The sequence below is a fragment of the Cytobacillus sp. GQ23 genome (assembly GCF_059758675.1).
This window is the reverse complement of record NZ_JCAXER010000042.1, coordinates 1-15,055: the sequence shown is the minus strand read 5'-3', so window position 1 is coordinate 15,055 and position 15,055 is coordinate 1. Positions and strand designations below refer to the sequence as shown.

The window sequence follows — 15,055 nt, the reverse complement described above, 5'->3', positions numbered from 1 at the left end:
ATATAGGAGGGAAAAAATATGAGTAATCCAGCCATTTCAGTAAAAGGATTAAAAAAATCTTTTAACAGCAAGGAAGTCTTAAAGGACGTGGACCTTGAAGTGAGTCGAGGTGAAATCTTCGCACTGCTTGGTTCAAATGGAGCAGGCAAGACAACTGCAGTTCACATCCTATCGACTCTGATGAAACCAGATGGAGGCGAAGTGTGTATTTGTGGATATGACACCCAAATTCAATCAGAACATGTTCGCCAGAGTATTAGCCTGACAGGACAGTTTGCAGCTTTAGACGGCATACTTACCGGGAGAGAAAACTTGATAATGATCGCAAAGTTGCGGGGAGTTTCTAAACCGGCTCAAGTCGCAGACAACCTGCTTGCAAGATTTAGTCTAACTGAAGCTGCCAATCAAAGAACCGAAAAGTATTCGGGAGGAATGAAGCGACGGCTAGACATCGCAATGAGCCTGATCGGGACGCCAGCGGTCATTTTCCTGGATGAACCGACAACAGGGCTTGATCCTGAAGCCCGGATTGAGGTCTGGGATACCATCAAAGAGCTTGCAGGAGGAGGCACCACCATATTTCTGACGACCCAGTACCTGGAGGAAGCTGAAAAATTGGCAGATAGAATTGCCATCCTGCATGAGGGAAGAGTCATCAAGACCGGTACTCTTACTGAACTAAAGGAGATGTTCCATCCAGTAAAAGTAGAATACATTGAGAAGCAGCCGGCATTGGAGGAAATTTTCCTCGCGATCATCGGCAATAAAGGAGGATTAAAATGAAAAGCAGCACTGGGGTATTACTAGGGAGATTAATACGAAATATCATGCGCAGTCCTGATACTATTATCACGGTTGCCATTACACCGATTATGATGATGCTGCTGTTTGTCTATGTATTTGGCGGAGCTATTCAGACAGGAACGGAGAACTACGTGAATTATTTAGTGCCGGGAATCCTGCTGATCACGATTGCATCAGGTGTTGCCTATACATCCTTGCGGTTATTTAATGATGTAAAGGGCGGGCTGATGGCGCGTTTCATAACCATGCCAATTAAGCGATCTTCCATATTATGGGCTCACGTATTGACCTCGCTTATTTCCAATGCGTTCACTATTATGTTGGTTATTCTCATCGCCCTTTTAATAGGCTTCCGGCCTAACGCTGATCTTTTGGATTGGCTTGGGGTAGTGGGTTTACTAGGGGTGTTTACATTGGCACTAACATGGCTTGCGGTCATTCCCGGATTGACAGCAGGGTCTATGGAAGGGGCGACAGCGTACTCGTATCCGCTTATTTTCCTGCCGTTTATCAGTTCTGCTTTTGTCCCTACTGAAACCATGCCTAAAATAGTTCGTTTGTTCGCTGAGAATCAGCCAGTGACCTCAATTGTAAATTCAATAAGAGCCCTATTGTATGAAGGAGAAGCTGGCGATGGTATCTGGACCGCCCTAGTCTGGTGCGTCGGCATCATGCTCATCTCATACTTCATTGCCATCAAAGTATTTAAACGCCAATTAGGATGAGCACACCAAAACAATTAAAAAATCTGGGTAAATATGTTAATTTCGGTTTGTAATCTCCTATCCTGGTTTAACAAACTTAGTTTAATCAGCAAAAAAAAGGGAGGGTACCTTATTTTAGGTATGGTCCCTTTTATCATTTTTTAACCCAGCAGCAAAGAGGGGGCCATTAGCAGTCATAGTTGATAGAATCCGTGCCATTTCTTGGGGAGATTCCTTCCTGCCACTATCCAGCCATTGCTGAATGACTCCTATATGTGCAGATGCGACGTAGGAAGCTAAATATTGTCCTGGAACCAGTAAATCATCTTCCTTAATAAATGCATCCGGATTATTTCCAAACATTGTTTTCCAAATAAAATGTTTCAGCCTTGATTGAAATGATAAATCTCCCTTTGGACCTAATACAGCTTTCATAAAATCACTATTTTGATTTATATATTCAAAAATTGACACCGCAGCGGGAAGTGGTGTTAAGGTCGCCGAATTGGTTTCAAGTATGGCAATAACTCCTGGGAAGTTCTGTTTGGCAATTCGGTACATCTCAAGCATAATTTCGTCTTCACATTTCGTTATTAAATCAAATTTGTCTTGATAGTGTGCATAAAATGTACCTCGATTAATCCTTGCTCTGGTTGTTATGTCTTTTACTGTTATCGCATCGAAACCTTTTTCCTCGATTAATTCTACGAGTGCATCCCGGATGGATTCTTTTGTCCGAATGACCCGTAAATCCGTATTACTTTCACGCAAGGTACTCCCTCCCAAAAATATTATCCAACACATTTATATAAAGTGTTCCGTAACCAACACATCTGACATTGTTGATGATTGAGCAGTAAGCAATTCAATAATAAGATTAGAAGTATAATAAACAACAGGTTGTTCGTTATTATAACAAAAAATACGGGGAGGAATAAATATATGTTCAAAAACAAACTGTTATTAGCTGCTCCAATCATCGCATTGGCCATTATTTTTATATTCTCGCTTACATTGTTTCCATCAGTACAGCCACAGCCGAAAAATCTGCCGATTGCCATCGTAAATGAGGACGACGGAGTGGAAGTTCCAAATCAGCCAAATTTGAATATGGGGAAAACGATAATTGAAATGATACAAAAGAATTCAGGTTCTGCAGATGGTGAAGACCCAGCTGTGAAATGGGTAAAAGTAAAAACAGCAGAAGAGGCACAAAAAGGAATGGATCATCAAAAATATTATGCAGCATTAGTCATTCCGAAAGATTTCAGTGTGAAACAGGCTTCTTTCAAGACGGCAGCACCTTCCTCACCTGAAATTCAAATATATATTAACCAGGGAATGAATACAGCTGCTTCCGCAATGGCAGGACAGTTATTGAATGGAATAGTTGACAATATGAATAACAATGTCCGTAAAGAACTCCTTGATGGACTTGAAAAACAGGGAGCAGCCATAACAGTGAAACAAGCTGCAAGCTTAGCAGCTCCTATTACAAAAAAAGTTGCGAATGTGAATGAAATCGGTACTAATAGTGCAAATGGCAATTCTCCTGTATCCTTATTCCAGCCGTTATGGATTAGCAGCTTAGCAAGTGCAGCGATTCTCTTTCTTGCCGTTAGTAAACTGCCAATAGCTAATCGAAAAGAGAACCTTAGGGCAAAGGCAGTGCAAGTTTTAATGGCTGCAATGATTTCCCTTGTCATTGGATTTGGATTAACGTGGTTAGCAGAGGGAATGGTAGGATTTAATATTCCGGATTTCCTTGATACAGCATTATTTTTAGCAGTTACTTCATTCAGCTTTATCCTAATGATTTTAGCTGTACTTTCATTCGTTGGCATTAAAGGTATCCCAGTCTTTGCCTTATTGTTATTCTTTGGCGCACCTTTACTGGCACTGGCACCTGAAATGATGTCTCCAATATATCGAGAGTGGATTTATTCTTGGCTGCCAATGCGTTTTATGATAGAAGGTTTGCGTGAATTATTCTTCTTTGGTAAGGGACTAACCTGGAGTTCACCTTTATCTGCCCTTGTATGGATTGGAGCAGTAAGTTTGGCCATCATACTAGCTTCTGCTTTAAAAATGAATTCATTAAAAGAGCAAACACAGACTGGAAATTAGAGATAATCATAAACAAGCGATCTCCATATATTAGAACGGCTTGTTTTAGAAAAAGCGGGAGCGATACTTCAATATGAGGTGTCGCTTTTTTTATTGAGCTAAGAGCAGTTAGTTTAATAAGAAGTTCCGAAAATACGGGAATTCATTTGTTGTTTTTTAAGTGTACAGGAGCAATATGCTTAAAAATTGCATAAGTTGGATTGGTGGGTAATCAGAAAAAAAGAGGAGGAGATCCCTATTTTTTATCATATAAAAGAATTGCAGTATCAGGCTAAGCCTGAAAGACCCGATCCAATTTTTGCAAAAAAGTTACAGGAAGTACTGGGAGGGCAATTTGGTGAAATCTCTGTTGCACTTCAATATTTATTTCAAGGGTGGAATGTAAGAGGGAATGGAAAGTATAAAGATTTACTAATGGATACTGGGACAGAAGAGCTTGCACATATAGAGATGCTGGCAACCATGATAGCCCGTTTGTTAGATAATGCGCCAGTAGGAGACCTGGAAGAGGCCGCGAAAGATCCAGTCTTAGGAGCTATTCTGGGTGGGATGAACCCGCAGCATGCGATTGTGTCAGGACTGGGTGCAATGCCATCTGACAGTGTCGGTAACCGTTGGAAGGCAGACTATATTGCTGCAAGTGGCAACCTTTTAGCTGACTTCAGAGCTAATTTAAATGCTGAATCTCAAGGGCGGCTCCAGGCAGTTCGTTTATACGAGTCTACAAATGACGGAGGCGTAAAGGATATGCTGTCTTTTCTTATTGCACGCGACACGATGCACCAAAACCAGTGGATTGCGGCTATTAAGGAACTTGAGGAAGCAGAAGGAGGAATCGTTGTCCCGGTAGCATTCCCTAAAGAGCTTGAAAAACGTGAAGTCTCTTATACTTTATTTAACTTTTCACAAGGTAATGATAGTGCAAAGGGACGGTGGGCACATGGAACGAGCATGGATTGTCAGGGTACTTTCAATTATGTCGAACATCCGCTTCCATTTGCTAAGGCACCAAAGCTAAAACCGGCGCCGCCATATATTTTTAATACTCCACCACAAGCTCTAAAGATGAACCCGACAAATATTCCTCCCAGCATGTGCTAAATTTTAATTAGATAGCAGCAATACTGTTTTAATTAGAAGCAATGCCCCCTTTTCCAAACGAGTGGGGCTCTTTTACTACTATTAATCAAATAATACATAGGGAGAAGTTCTCGCTTTGTATTTATATTATTTTATAAAATTTATTTATCGGTGTTACTTGATGGTATTTTACGAGAATATAAAGCGATAATCCCTCCAATAACAATTAATAGAATGTCGATAACGATTTCAAACCCTTGAAATGCACCAATATAATTTACTAAAAACCAGCTTTTTCCGCCATTAGTCAAATGATTAATAAATCCGCCTACACCTTGAATAAGGAAGAGCAGACTAACTCCATTAATGAATTCTTTCATGATGAACACCTCTTACTTTCTTTTAATTTAATATGCCTCTAAGTCCAATATTGAAAAAAATTGCTCCTGCAACACCTGTTGCGGCCAGGAGTGAAGAAATAGGAGCTTCATTTAATTTGAATTTGATTTTATTAAGTAATTGCTGAAGCCTCTCTTTAAACCTACAATTAATCCCTAACAATAGCAGAGAAGGAAGAATCATGATCAGATTGTACCCAATGATTATAAAGACAGAAGGTGCAGTCTTGATATCTAGATGATTCATTAAAAAGATTGAATAAAAATAAGGCAAAGCAGTTACAAATTCAATTAGGAAAACAACCATTCCCACTACAATCATCCCTTTAAGGGTTATATTATTAGAGATAATTGAAATGAAACATTTCTTTGTGGATTCTTGTGGTTTACTAAAATTTATTATTGCAGGAACAGCACCCAATAGGATATAAAACCAATTAATAAAGTCAAATTCTGATAATTGTTCTACCTTCTTCAAGAGTGAATTTCCACCAAAGTAAAGCAGCAAACCTAATGTAATATACCCTAACTGTGTAATAAACAAAAAAACAAGCAAACGTGAAGATAATTGATTCGGTTGTGTCAATATCATATAAGCTGTTACAGCAAGTACTCCAGGGCTTAATATATCAATGAATGCACAAATGGAAATATACATTAGGGTTGTCGATAAATCTATGGATGAAGAAGGCATCAATAGTTCATTGTTTCAAACATATCAATAGTACCCTTTCTTAAAAGGTGGTATTATAATAACACACTGTGCTAAAAATATAATAACACACCGTGCTAAAAAAAGGAAGTGTTTTATCATGCCAAGAATCGTTAATCACGAACAAAAACGGAAAACAATCGCCGAAGCAGCATGGAATATTATTAAGGAAGAGGGGGTTGAAAGTGCATCTATACGCAGGGTTGCAGCAGAAGCAGGGATGTCTGCAGGAGCGTTAAGACATTACTTTTCTACTCAAGACGAAATGTTATTGTTTATCATGAATTACTACTTAGAGGAAGGAAAAAAACGTTCTCAAAACAAAGAGTGGTCGGAAAAACCATTGCGGGCAGTAGAAGAAGTACTATTAGAGCTTGTACCAATTGATGACGAAAAGAAGACTGAAACGAGTGTCTGGTGGATATTTGCACTGCGTTCACTTACAAGTGATACATTAAAAGAAAAGAAAGATGAAATGACTAACGGTACATATGAATTAGCGAAATCAATGCTCGAGATCTTAGTTCTAAAGGGGATTTTATTGGATTCCATTAATGTTGAATTAGAAAAGATAAGGCTATCGGCATTGATTGACGGATTGTCAATCCATGCTTTGTTAAGACCTGATGTGTATACTCCGGAAAAGGTAAAGGAAGTAATTCGGACTCATTTAGAAACACTTTGCAATTAAAATCAATGGAGTTAATTAGTGGAAGTTAATAACTCTTTAAATATCTTAACTTAAACCTTATATTTTACAAACTGGCGCTTCTCAGAAATGAGGAAAAGCGCCTTCTTCATGAAAAGGACCAGATTGATGAGTAACAGCTGTTTTGTAGTAATGCGATTTGTGGTGGCAGACTTTTTAAAGGCCAGGGCACTTCATTATCTATCATTGCACCAGGCTTTGAATTATGAGTAACTACGATATATGCTATGAATTCTTAACAAAATGACAAATATGTTTGACCTAATGTAAAGAATCCTTTACAATAAAGAAGAAGGATATGGTAATAGGGGATGTTAAATATGCTGAGGAATAGAGTGAAGGAATTAAGAGCGAGGCATAATTATACACAATCTGATTTAGCTAAATTGGCTGGTGCCACCCGTCAAACCATTGGCATGATTGAAAAAGGGGACTATGCGCCGTCTGTGCTGTTAGCATTGAAAATCGCTAAAGCACTGCGTGTCGATTTAGAGGAAGTGTTTTGGATAGAGGGGGAGGAGGAGTGATCATGGAACGGTTTTTGCGTTCACCTTTTACAATGAGCGTGTTTCTGATTGGGCTTGCGGTCATTTATTCAATGAGCATCGTTTTAGAGCAGCGGAATTACATGACGACAATGATTTTTATTGCTTATGCTATTTTTGTCATCATCTATTTCGGAACAATGGTTTATTTTAACCGTAAGTACCCAGACCGGAAGATTCGTATTCTTACCTTTATCCCTTATGAACTGAAAGAAGAAGATGAAGGACATCAATATATTACGTACCGTGCTTGCCGCAAGGTGTATATTTATTACTATTTTGCAATTCCGGCAGCGATTGTTGCGGTGACACTGTTTAGAGATGTCGAGCTGCTCCCTGTCATCGCTTTGACTGTACTTGGCATTGGGCAGTATTTTATTTTTTGGTCGGAAGTTAAAAAACTTTATGAATAAAGGGGAGGACGTGGGAAATGCTTTTATCGTATATTTTTGTATTTCTTCTGGCAGCGATTCCGTTATTTGAACTTATTACTGTGATTCCATTGGCTATCATCGGTGGTTTATCTCCAGTATTGACAGCGATAGTTGCCTTTTTAGGGAATGCTCTGACAGTGGTTTTGTTAATTGTTTTTGTGGATCAAGTAAAGAAATGGATGAAAAAGAGAAAACAAAAGAAGCGTATGCAAGATGTAATGCATGTGGAAGAAGTTGCAGCAGCCCAAGCAGATCCTGAGGGCATGGAAGAGTCGAAAAAAAGCAAGCGTGCCCGTGCACTTTTTGATAAATATGGCTTACCCGGCTTAGCGATCATTGGCCCTTTTTTCGTGGGATCTCATATATCCGCGTTTATGGGTATGAGCTTTGGTTCGACAAGAAAGAGGGTAACTGGCTGGATGCTGGCCAGTTTATTCCTTTGGACAGTCATTATCTCTGTAGCTGCAAGTTATGGAATCACCTATTTTATGCCTCATGTCGAAGAAGATGGTTTTTTAGTCCGCCTATTCAGCAACTAATACTTCATATAGAGACCTTTAAGATCCTTCATATTAATACAGTTTTCGGGCGCTTTTGCATAGAAAGTGTCCTTTTTGTTTAATAAAGGTTCACTCAGGTCGGAAACGGATTCAGTCATTCTGCATGGTAGAGTGATAAAGAAAAGGGCAGTATACTTTTTAGGGTACCTGGATAAATGGTATTGTAAAATTGCGGTTTGATGTATTGCGGAGTAAAAGCCCAAAAGAACAAAAGTGGTGCGTAACTTAATACCAGGCCATTAAATATGATTTAAAACTTGGCAGAAGAAAGGATACTATATGAAATCTATACTATTAATCGGACAATCCAACATGGCTGGCAGAGGATTTTTGGAGGATGTGCCGTCTATTATTAATGAGAACATACATATGCTGCGAAACGGTAGATGGCAGATGATGGCGGAGCCAATAAACGTTGATCGCCACGTAGCTGGTGTTGGGCCGGCCGCCTCTTTTGCCGAGGCCTGGACAGAGGGTCATCCAGGCGAGAGGATTGGGCTTATTCCATGTGCAGAGGGAGGCAGCTCTATTGATGAATGGGCAATTAATGGAGTATTAACAAGACACGCGATCTCTGAAGCAAAATTTGCAATAGAAACAAGTGAACTAGTCGGAATCCTGTGGCATCAGGGTGAAAGCGACAGTTACGGAGAACGGTATAAAACATATGAAACTAAACTGCTTTCATTGTTTAAACATTTGAGAGAAGAATTGAATGCAAAGGATATTCCTATCATAATAGGTGAGCTGGGACATTATCTGGGACAGTCGGGATTCGGGAAAAGTGCGGCAGAATTTAAACAAATAAACGAGATCTTATCTAAAGTGGCTCATTCCGAAAAGAATTGCTATTTTGTAACCTCAAAAGGCTTGACGGCAAATCCAGATGGCATACATACTGATGCTGTTTCCCAAAGGAAATTTGGATTAAGATATTATGAAGCTTTTTCAAAACAAAAGCATGTTTTAGATAGTTTGGATAGAGAAGAGGAATGGATCGAAAAGGCAGCAAAGCGTGAACTGACGAAAAATGAACGGATTTTTGCAGAAAGTACGAAATTTGCATTAGGAGAAATGAGCTTTGAGGAGTTTTCAAATGCTGTCTCTCATAAATAAAATTTAAATATAGAAGAGAGCTTACCTGTAAACTTAAAGGGTTCCGTTTTGAGGTGCTTTTCTAAAAATATGCACCGAATTGACAGTTCTTTTTGACATCTCCAATGGCTATAATAGAGCAAAACTCGCCCCAAAACTGGGCGAGTTTTCTTTGTTATAGATTCCGGCTCTTTTTAAACAAAATCACTTTATAGTTTAAGTTCAACATTACTCCCTTAATGTGCAGGGATAAATCAAAAAACGTCTTCTTACCTAAGAAAACCGTCCAATTGGGGAATGGCTATTTAGAATGCATGACATACCTGGACTGATAATATTTGGAAGGTTATCAGTTTAATGATTTATTTTAATTTCTCTGTCTCTTCGCAAAGTATAGCTCGGCTTCGGGCTATATCAATAATGCCCCGAAAAGTGCTTATCTTACAACAATGTAATGTTTATGTAATCCAAATCGATAGGAAGAATACCCGCTATTTTTTATAATGAAATCATCAAGTAGTTAAAAGAAAGGAGAGGACAGTATTGAAAAAGCTATTCGAACTCCTGTTTGCGATTGTTGTAGTCCTTGTAGATGGAAAGCGGGCGGCCGCTGAATTAAATGATCAAATCTGCTAAGGTTTTTTATTCTTGGATGCGCTCCATCCACAAAAAATAGATAAAGGGGAAGATTATTAATGAAAAGTTTTGTTGGGGTTTTATTTGCAATCGTTATTTTGATTGCTGGATTGTTTATTATTGTTCCAAAGGAAGACATGGATCATTTTAACCCATTAGTAGCTAAAGACGAAGTGTATGTACAGATTAATGAGGAAGCTGTTCCAAAGGGCAGCCGATATGAGTATACACTGATCGGATATAACGAAGAAGGCGAAGAAAAGGAAATTACGTTTGGCTCCGGGAAAGTATTAAGGGAAAATGCCTTTTTAAAAGTAGAAGTGAAAGGCTCCTTCGTAGATGAGTGGGAAGAGGTGCAAGCGGGGGAACTGCCAGCGAAAGCAGCGGCAAAACTTAAGTAGGAATTATGACAAGCGGGCGCATTCATAAAAAGGAATGCGTCTTTTATTGCAAAGGCTGTTTTGATAAAGTTTGTTGCTTTTTCAAAGCTGTTTTAATTTGCTGAGTTGATTGGAACAAAAATCAACGGGCGGACTTCATAAACAAAAACAAGAATCTTTTTAAAAGAACCATTATAAAAGGCTATAGCGGAAAGCCATAGCCATTATTGGACATTATTTTTTATTTTTATCCGCATATACAGCCATAGCGTCACACATGAATTGTGCTAAGCCTTCACCAAATTTGTCAATATTCTTCGTGAAGCGCTCGTCATCAACATACATTTGCCCCAATCCCTTGAATGCATCAAGAGAGTAGTTCCCCAACTTATTTAAGAATTGATACCACTCTTTAATCCCTTCTTGAGCTTCTTTGGAATCTGGTGAGAGATGGCGAATGGAGGCAAGGCTGCGATAAATGTCGTTGAACCTTTCCTGATCGAAAGCCGTCATGTTTTTCGCTTTTTCATTTGCTTCATCAACTGCCTTGTCACCCCACCTTTCTCTTGCTTCTTGTTCATATGGGTTATGGCTAAAGTCAAAGCCTTCGAACTTTTCCTGTTTAGACATTTGTATTTCTCCTTTCGAATGTTGGATGGTTTTTTCAATAGTCCCGATCATCTTTTCGAGCCGTCTCTTTTTCTCGAGAAGCATCTTATGCTGCATGATCAGCGCTTCCTCCCGGTCAAAAGAAGGACTATCAATGATTTCCTTGATTTTTTTCAAAGGGAAGCCGAGCTCTTTAAAAAATAAGATTTGCTGCAGGGTCTCGAGATTCTCGTCAGAATAAACCCGATAACCGGCCTCAGTGGTTTCATCTGGAGTTAATAACCCAATTTCATCATAATGATGCAGTGTGCGCACACTAATTCCCACTAATTCAGCTACTTCCTTTACTTTCATCGTGTTTCGCTCCCTTCACTAGTTACTATAAAGTATCCTGTAACGTGAGAGTCAATATGATTTTTTAAAAATATTAAAAGCAGTTACAGAATTCATGTTGTCTGAGTAAATTCATTGGGTGGAAAAGGTGGGGGGACGTTTATAGCAAGGGTATCTCTTGATTCTGTTGCAAGCAAAAAGACCTCTTTTTCGAGAGGTCTATGTTTTATACTTCAATAATCCGGGAATTCACCGGAAACCATTAGATGGATGTTTTTACTGAAAAATAAGAACGTAACTTGATCTTATTTAACCTCAATATGAGTTAGGATTCAGAAAGCTTATTTCGGTCAATGGGCTGAGGCGGCTGCTCCATCCAGCCTCGTTCAATCAAAAGTTTCAGTCCTTCTTCACCGTACTTTAAAACTTCAGTAGTAATTAAGGAATAATGGAGGGCTACATCCTTCCGCATGGTGACAGATAATGCATCCGCAAGTGCTGACACAGCAATTTGGTTAGCAGTAGCTATTATAAAAAGCACTAACCTGTCAGAAAACGGAGAAACTGTTGAATTCGTTACTTCCACAGGCAATGGGAAGCCAGTATAATGATTACTTTCATTCAATAATTTTTCAAACGAATCCACTTGCTTTTCAGCCAGTTTTTTTCCTTTTAATAAATAATTCTTTATTTCCTTATCTTTGGTTACCTGTATTAATCCCATTAATAGGATTAACCCAATAGCATTTCTTTCAATTTCAACAAAAAGCTCGGATATTTCAATCGAATTTAGAGGTCTTTTTTCACCAAACCAGGTAGATAGTATTGATGGCCGTTCCTGAATGTATTGAACATTCTCCGGATATTCCATGCTTGGAGCCCGATCGAGTATACCTTTTGAGAGCATAATGCCTAATGCTTTCTGGTGTATTTCTGTCTCACGGTACAGACACTCTTTGAAAAATTTATATAAATCTAATCGCGTAACTCTTTGTATAACATTTGCATAACTAGGGATAATAACCTGCCCTCCGCGATAAAGGAAGCTTAATGCGAAATATTCTGTATATAAAGGAGGAGCTGATAAATCAATATCTTTATCTGAAAACCCATCTGGTATTGGGAACCCTTCTTCTTTGAATATGTATTCGATTTTTTCAATAATCGATTCAACTAAAGCCAAAACCTCTTCAATGATTGACTTTATTTTCTTATCTTGAAGATGCTGCTGAAAATGTTTGTAAAAACATCTTACTGCAGTGTTTGACTGGTATATTTTCCAAAGAGCTGCGATTTCAGCCGTTGTTAATTTTACTTTACGTTCTTCCATATATAAACACCCTCCTAGTGAATAGTATGTCTAAAAGGGATGATAAAAATAACTCCAAACATTTATGTGTTGGATGACTTGTTCTACTTCTCCGTTACGATTGTGTCGTATATATTGCCAGCCTTTATATTCGAGTATAAAGAATGAGAAGATTAAACCTAAAATCAATCTACCTAAAATTGAAATCCAACCTTTTTTCATTGTTACACCCCTTAATTTAGGCATAAAGGAACCGACAACAAATTATTTGGGAATTATGATAATTTCAGTTTATTATAGTTGGTTTTTGTTGAGAACAGGCAACTTTAAACAATCATTTTAGTTACTGTCATATCGTCATGGTCAGCTAATCGAAGGGGAAGTGAACTCTGTTAAGAATGCATCATTAATCTCGAAGGAAACTAAGTTTATAGTTCACTATCGGGTAATTTTGATCACACGTGAGTTGTCTAAAAATACTTCTTATAAAACGTCATAATGCAAGTTATTATGAACTGCATTTATCGCTATTCAGGAATCTTTTCATAGGCTAACTTCAAAATAATTTCCTTATGCTGAGGATATTTGGATAAAAGGTCTGCTTGTGTGAACATTTCAAAATCCTGAAATTCAAAGCCTGGAGAAACCATACAGCCTGCTAAAGAGAATGTATCTTCCTCCATAATAGAGGAACCAAAGATTGAATTTTTCGGCACTAAAGCTTGAGGTACTTCTCCATTATCAAGATTTAACCCTAATTTCATTTCTTCATATTCACCATTTTCGGTGATGACATGAATGGTTAATGGACTTCCGGCGTGAAAATACCATAATTCATCCGACTTCAATCGATGAAAGTGGGACACATCATTGGAAGTTAACAAGAAATAAATGCTTGTATAAAGCTTGCGGGTTCCCTCGAATTTCACAGACAATTCCTGATCTGACGTACATTCCTCTGAGTGAAAGGTTCTTTTATAATATCCTCCTTCTGGATGAGGAGTTAGTCCAAGCTTTGAAACCCAGTAATGTTCATTCTTCATCTTACATGCTCCAATCCCTAAATTCAGTTTTATTAAAAGTCATTATATTTTTTGAATTTTGAAGGCCATTTTTTCTTTTTTAAGTACTTTTCATTAAGTACTAATATCTTCCCGCTCTCAGCAGGTATGTATTTTTTATACACAGATTTATATTTTTCAAATGCCAGGTGACCTAAGAAATAAATCGGTAAGATCATGAATAGAAGGGTCAGCAGCTGCAGCAGCCAATTGTAATTCTCGCCAAAGATATAAATCGTCAATACGGCATCTGCTACAATGGAAACCATAAAGGTGATAAGTATATTACATATATGAAAAGGGATCATATTATGCTTTTCCCGAAACATTTGCTCCAGTTCATTTTTGATAAAAAGGGTCGTAAATACTGATATCACAATGACAAAAAGCGAAATAAAGTATGTAAGAACAGTATTCATGATTTCCGCACGCTCCTTCAATTACACTGGAAGAAAAATCTGATGCTTTATAACCTATACTATCGGTTTTTGATGAGAACCTCAATGATAGATAGGATTTTAGATTTTCTTGTATTGTTCATAAATCCCAAAATAAAAGTTTTCCTTTGAACTTGAAAAAGTAAATAGTAATGAATGGACCAGAAGAAGTCAGTTCCATTTAAGATTAACAGCACGAAAGAGGAAGTCCGGGAGGCAATCATTAATGATGATAAGCATATTTAACTTATACACCTGAAAAAAATAAAGGGCTGCGTTTTCGGCTGATAAATGGCAAAAAAAATGACCTGTGAATTGGCACACGTCCTTTTCCTTATTTCGGTTTTTAGCCTCTTTCATCATTTTTGACATAGCAATTGACATCATATTCTATGTTGGACAATAAGTATTGTCCTCTTAAATGCAGTGCAAAAATAGCTGTCAATTTTCAATGCCACATGAACTGCCGGCAATATCATTTTCCTTATTCAACAAACGGGGCAGGTTTCTTTAAGAGGGGATTAAACATATTGTAGTGTCATTATTGTGAATGAGATATGGGGGATATGCAATTGAAAGAGAAGTTTTTAGTAATGTTTTCTATGTTAATTTTACTTTTCATAGTAGTTGTTCCAATTGTATTTGCGAGTTCACCTTTTGTTATTGGTGAAGAAAAGGCAGGGGGCTATCAATACACTGTAATAAAAGAACAAAATTCATTTACTTGGAAAATTGGTCACCAAGGCAACATATCTACTATTGTAGAGAATATGGATAATAAAGAGGATTTGGAGCATTTTAGAACCGCTGTTGAGGATGTTAACATGGATATATTTGAAATAATACTATCTGCATCCTACTTTTTAATTGTTGTTATAACAACGCTAATTTTCTATAAGAAGACCAAACAAATACCTAAAAGTAGTGGTGCAATTATTGCTATACTTGCAGGAATTGCAGTTTACTATACAATAGAAAATTCTATTAACCTAAATACTGCATTACAGGATGCGAAGTTTTATTATTCGATGCTAACCAGTTAAAAATTTATATTCCACTAACGGGTGCAAGCGTTGAAGATCCAGTTAGGACCGGCAGAACATTTTTCTTATTCGACTAAAA

At 37.9% G+C, this 15,055-nt stretch carries 18 protein-coding genes; 11 read left to right on the top strand and 7 right to left on the bottom strand.

Translation table 11 applies throughout. The features are described 5' to 3' along the window. Positions 1 to 18 precede the first annotated feature (18 nt). Together AC6CHU_RS24230 and AC6CHU_RS24225 are read left to right on the top strand one after the other, a co-directional pair. Positions 19 to 783 (top strand): ABC transporter ATP-binding protein, encoded by a 765-nt coding sequence (locus tag AC6CHU_RS24230; protein WP_498123000.1) that lies wholly within the window; start codon positions 19 to 21, stop codon positions 781 to 783. Continuing rightward, positions 780 to 1,529 (top strand): ABC transporter permease, encoded by a 750-nt coding sequence (locus AC6CHU_RS24225; protein WP_498122998.1) that lies wholly within the window; start codon positions 780 to 782, stop codon positions 1,527 to 1,529. Before AC6CHU_RS24230 ends, AC6CHU_RS24225 begins: the two co-directional genes overlap by 4 nt. A gap of 114 nt (positions 1,530 to 1,643) precedes the next feature. On the opposite strand, the gene AC6CHU_RS24220 is transcribed toward AC6CHU_RS24225, so the two are convergent. Beyond that, entirely contained in the window at positions 1,644 to 2,279 is a 636-nt protein-coding gene (locus tag AC6CHU_RS24220; RefSeq protein ID WP_498122996.1) for a TetR/AcrR family transcriptional regulator, read from the bottom strand. 171 nt (positions 2,280 to 2,450) lie between these two features. Between AC6CHU_RS24220 and AC6CHU_RS24215 the strand changes: the two genes are divergently transcribed. Both AC6CHU_RS24215 and AC6CHU_RS24210 read left to right on the top strand, forming a co-directional pair. Beyond that, on the top strand, positions 2,451 to 3,635 hold the full coding sequence (locus AC6CHU_RS24215) for a YhgE/Pip domain-containing protein (RefSeq protein ID WP_498122994.1): 1,185 nt from the start codon (positions 2,451 to 2,453) through the stop codon (positions 3,633 to 3,635). A 237-nt stretch (positions 3,636 to 3,872) separates the two neighbouring features. Then, positions 3,873 to 4,736, top strand: a complete 864-nt coding sequence (locus AC6CHU_RS24210) for a manganese catalase (protein ID WP_498123013.1) — start codon at positions 3,873 to 3,875, stop codon at positions 4,734 to 4,736. Positions 4,737 to 4,876: 140 nt separating this feature from the next. Here the strand turns inward: AC6CHU_RS24210 and AC6CHU_RS24205 are convergent, their stop codons facing one another. Further along, complete coding sequence (locus tag AC6CHU_RS24205) at positions 4,877 to 5,095, bottom strand: hypothetical protein (protein WP_498122992.1); 219 nt, start codon at positions 5,093 to 5,095, stop codon at positions 4,877 to 4,879. A gap of 22 nt (positions 5,096 to 5,117) precedes the next feature. After that, positions 5,118 to 5,807, bottom strand: coding sequence for a GAP family protein (locus tag AC6CHU_RS24200; protein ID WP_159865464.1), 690 nt, complete (start codon positions 5,805 to 5,807; stop codon positions 5,118 to 5,120). 118 nt (positions 5,808 to 5,925) lie between these two features. Between AC6CHU_RS24200 and AC6CHU_RS24195 the strand changes: the two genes are divergently transcribed. The 6 genes from AC6CHU_RS24195 to AC6CHU_RS24170 all read left to right on the top strand — a co-directional run bounded on the left by AC6CHU_RS24195 (position 5,926) and on the right by AC6CHU_RS24170 (position 10,205). Next, positions 5,926 to 6,516 (top strand): TetR/AcrR family transcriptional regulator, encoded by a 591-nt coding sequence (locus tag AC6CHU_RS24195; protein WP_159865467.1) that lies wholly within the window; start codon positions 5,926 to 5,928, stop codon positions 6,514 to 6,516. A 338-nt stretch (positions 6,517 to 6,854) separates the two neighbouring features. Further along, the gene (locus tag AC6CHU_RS24190; RefSeq protein WP_159865470.1) at positions 6,855 to 7,061 is read left to right on the top strand and encodes a helix-turn-helix transcriptional regulator; all 207 of its coding nucleotides are present in this window, start codon (positions 6,855 to 6,857) and stop codon (positions 7,059 to 7,061) included. A 2-nt stretch (positions 7,062 to 7,063) separates the two neighbouring features. Continuing rightward, positions 7,064 to 7,492 carry a hypothetical protein gene (locus AC6CHU_RS24185; RefSeq protein ID WP_159865473.1) on the top strand — a complete coding sequence of 143 codons (429 nt, stop codon included), beginning with the start codon at positions 7,064 to 7,066 and terminating at the stop codon, positions 7,490 to 7,492. 17 nt (positions 7,493 to 7,509) lie between these two features. Beyond that, on the top strand, positions 7,510 to 8,052 hold the full coding sequence (locus AC6CHU_RS24180; protein WP_498122989.1) for a small multi-drug export protein: 543 nt from the start codon (positions 7,510 to 7,512) through the stop codon (positions 8,050 to 8,052). Positions 8,053 to 8,352: 300 nt separating this feature from the next. Further along, complete coding sequence (locus AC6CHU_RS24175) at positions 8,353 to 9,189, top strand: sialate O-acetylesterase (protein WP_498122988.1); 837 nt, start codon at positions 8,353 to 8,355, stop codon at positions 9,187 to 9,189. 674 nt (positions 9,190 to 9,863) lie between these two features. Continuing rightward, a complete protein-coding gene (locus AC6CHU_RS24170; RefSeq protein ID WP_251284946.1) occupies positions 9,864 to 10,205 on the top strand; it encodes a YxeA family protein in 342 nt (113 codons plus the stop codon). A 213-nt stretch (positions 10,206 to 10,418) separates the two neighbouring features. Here the strand turns inward: AC6CHU_RS24170 and AC6CHU_RS24165 are convergent, their stop codons facing one another. The 4 genes from AC6CHU_RS24165 to AC6CHU_RS24150 all read right to left on the bottom strand — a co-directional run bounded on the left by AC6CHU_RS24165 (position 10,419) and on the right by AC6CHU_RS24150 (position 13,915). Further along, positions 10,419 to 11,147, bottom strand: a complete 729-nt coding sequence (locus AC6CHU_RS24165) for a MerR family transcriptional regulator (RefSeq protein WP_251284947.1) — start codon at positions 11,145 to 11,147, stop codon at positions 10,419 to 10,421. A gap of 304 nt (positions 11,148 to 11,451) precedes the next feature. Then, positions 11,452 to 12,456: a DUF3231 family protein gene (locus tag AC6CHU_RS24160; RefSeq protein WP_159865485.1), complete on the bottom strand. Its 1,005-nt coding sequence runs from the start codon at positions 12,454 to 12,456 to the stop codon at positions 11,452 to 11,454. Positions 12,457 to 12,962: 506 nt separating this feature from the next. After that, complete coding sequence (locus tag AC6CHU_RS24155; RefSeq protein WP_159865488.1) at positions 12,963 to 13,478, bottom strand: cupin domain-containing protein; 516 nt, start codon at positions 13,476 to 13,478, stop codon at positions 12,963 to 12,965. 32 nt (positions 13,479 to 13,510) lie between these two features. Next, positions 13,511 to 13,915 carry a hypothetical protein gene (locus AC6CHU_RS24150; protein ID WP_159865491.1) on the bottom strand — a complete coding sequence of 135 codons (405 nt, stop codon included), beginning with the start codon at positions 13,913 to 13,915 and terminating at the stop codon, positions 13,511 to 13,513. A gap of 590 nt (positions 13,916 to 14,505) precedes the next feature. Here AC6CHU_RS24150 and AC6CHU_RS24145 point away from each other — a divergent pair. Continuing rightward, positions 14,506 to 14,976: a geobacillin-26 family protein gene (locus tag AC6CHU_RS24145; protein WP_251284948.1), complete on the top strand. Its 471-nt coding sequence runs from the start codon at positions 14,506 to 14,508 to the stop codon at positions 14,974 to 14,976. Positions 14,977 to 15,055: the final 79 nt, after the last annotated feature.

Coding starts and splice junctions, on each gene's coding strand:
- AC6CHU_RS24165 (WP_251284947.1), bottom strand. CDS start 11,147: ATGAAAGTAAAGGAAGTAGCTGAATTAGTGGGAATTAGTGTGCGCACA.
- AC6CHU_RS24195 (WP_159865467.1), top strand. CDS start 5,926: ATGCCAAGAATCGTTAATCACGAACAAAAACGGAAAACAATCGCCGAA.
- AC6CHU_RS24150 (WP_159865491.1), bottom strand. CDS start 13,915: ATGAATACTGTTCTTACATACTTTATTTCGCTTTTTGTCATTGTGATA.
- AC6CHU_RS24170 (WP_251284946.1), top strand. CDS start 9,864: ATGAAAAGTTTTGTTGGGGTTTTATTTGCAATCGTTATTTTGATTGCT.
- AC6CHU_RS24205 (WP_498122992.1), bottom strand. CDS start 5,095: ATGAAAGAATTCATTAATGGAGTTAGTCTGCTCTTCCTTATTCAAGGT.
- AC6CHU_RS24225 (WP_498122998.1), top strand. CDS start 780: ATGAAAAGCAGCACTGGGGTATTACTAGGGAGATTAATACGAAATATC.
- AC6CHU_RS24180 (WP_498122989.1), top strand. CDS start 7,510: ATGCTTTTATCGTATATTTTTGTATTTCTTCTGGCAGCGATTCCGTTA.
- AC6CHU_RS24185 (WP_159865473.1), top strand. CDS start 7,064: ATGGAACGGTTTTTGCGTTCACCTTTTACAATGAGCGTGTTTCTGATT.
- AC6CHU_RS24215 (WP_498122994.1), top strand. CDS start 2,451: ATGTTCAAAAACAAACTGTTATTAGCTGCTCCAATCATCGCATTGGCC.
- AC6CHU_RS24190 (WP_159865470.1), top strand. CDS start 6,855: ATGCTGAGGAATAGAGTGAAGGAATTAAGAGCGAGGCATAATTATACA.
- AC6CHU_RS24230 (WP_498123000.1), top strand. CDS start 19: ATGAGTAATCCAGCCATTTCAGTAAAAGGATTAAAAAAATCTTTTAAC.
- AC6CHU_RS24175 (WP_498122988.1), top strand. CDS start 8,353: ATGAAATCTATACTATTAATCGGACAATCCAACATGGCTGGCAGAGGA.
- AC6CHU_RS24200 (WP_159865464.1), bottom strand. CDS start 5,807: ATGCCTTCTTCATCCATAGATTTATCGACAACCCTAATGTATATTTCC.
- AC6CHU_RS24155 (WP_159865488.1), bottom strand. CDS start 13,478: ATGAAGAATGAACATTACTGGGTTTCAAAGCTTGGACTAACTCCTCAT.
- AC6CHU_RS24160 (WP_159865485.1), bottom strand. CDS start 12,456: ATGGAAGAACGTAAAGTAAAATTAACAACGGCTGAAATCGCAGCTCTT.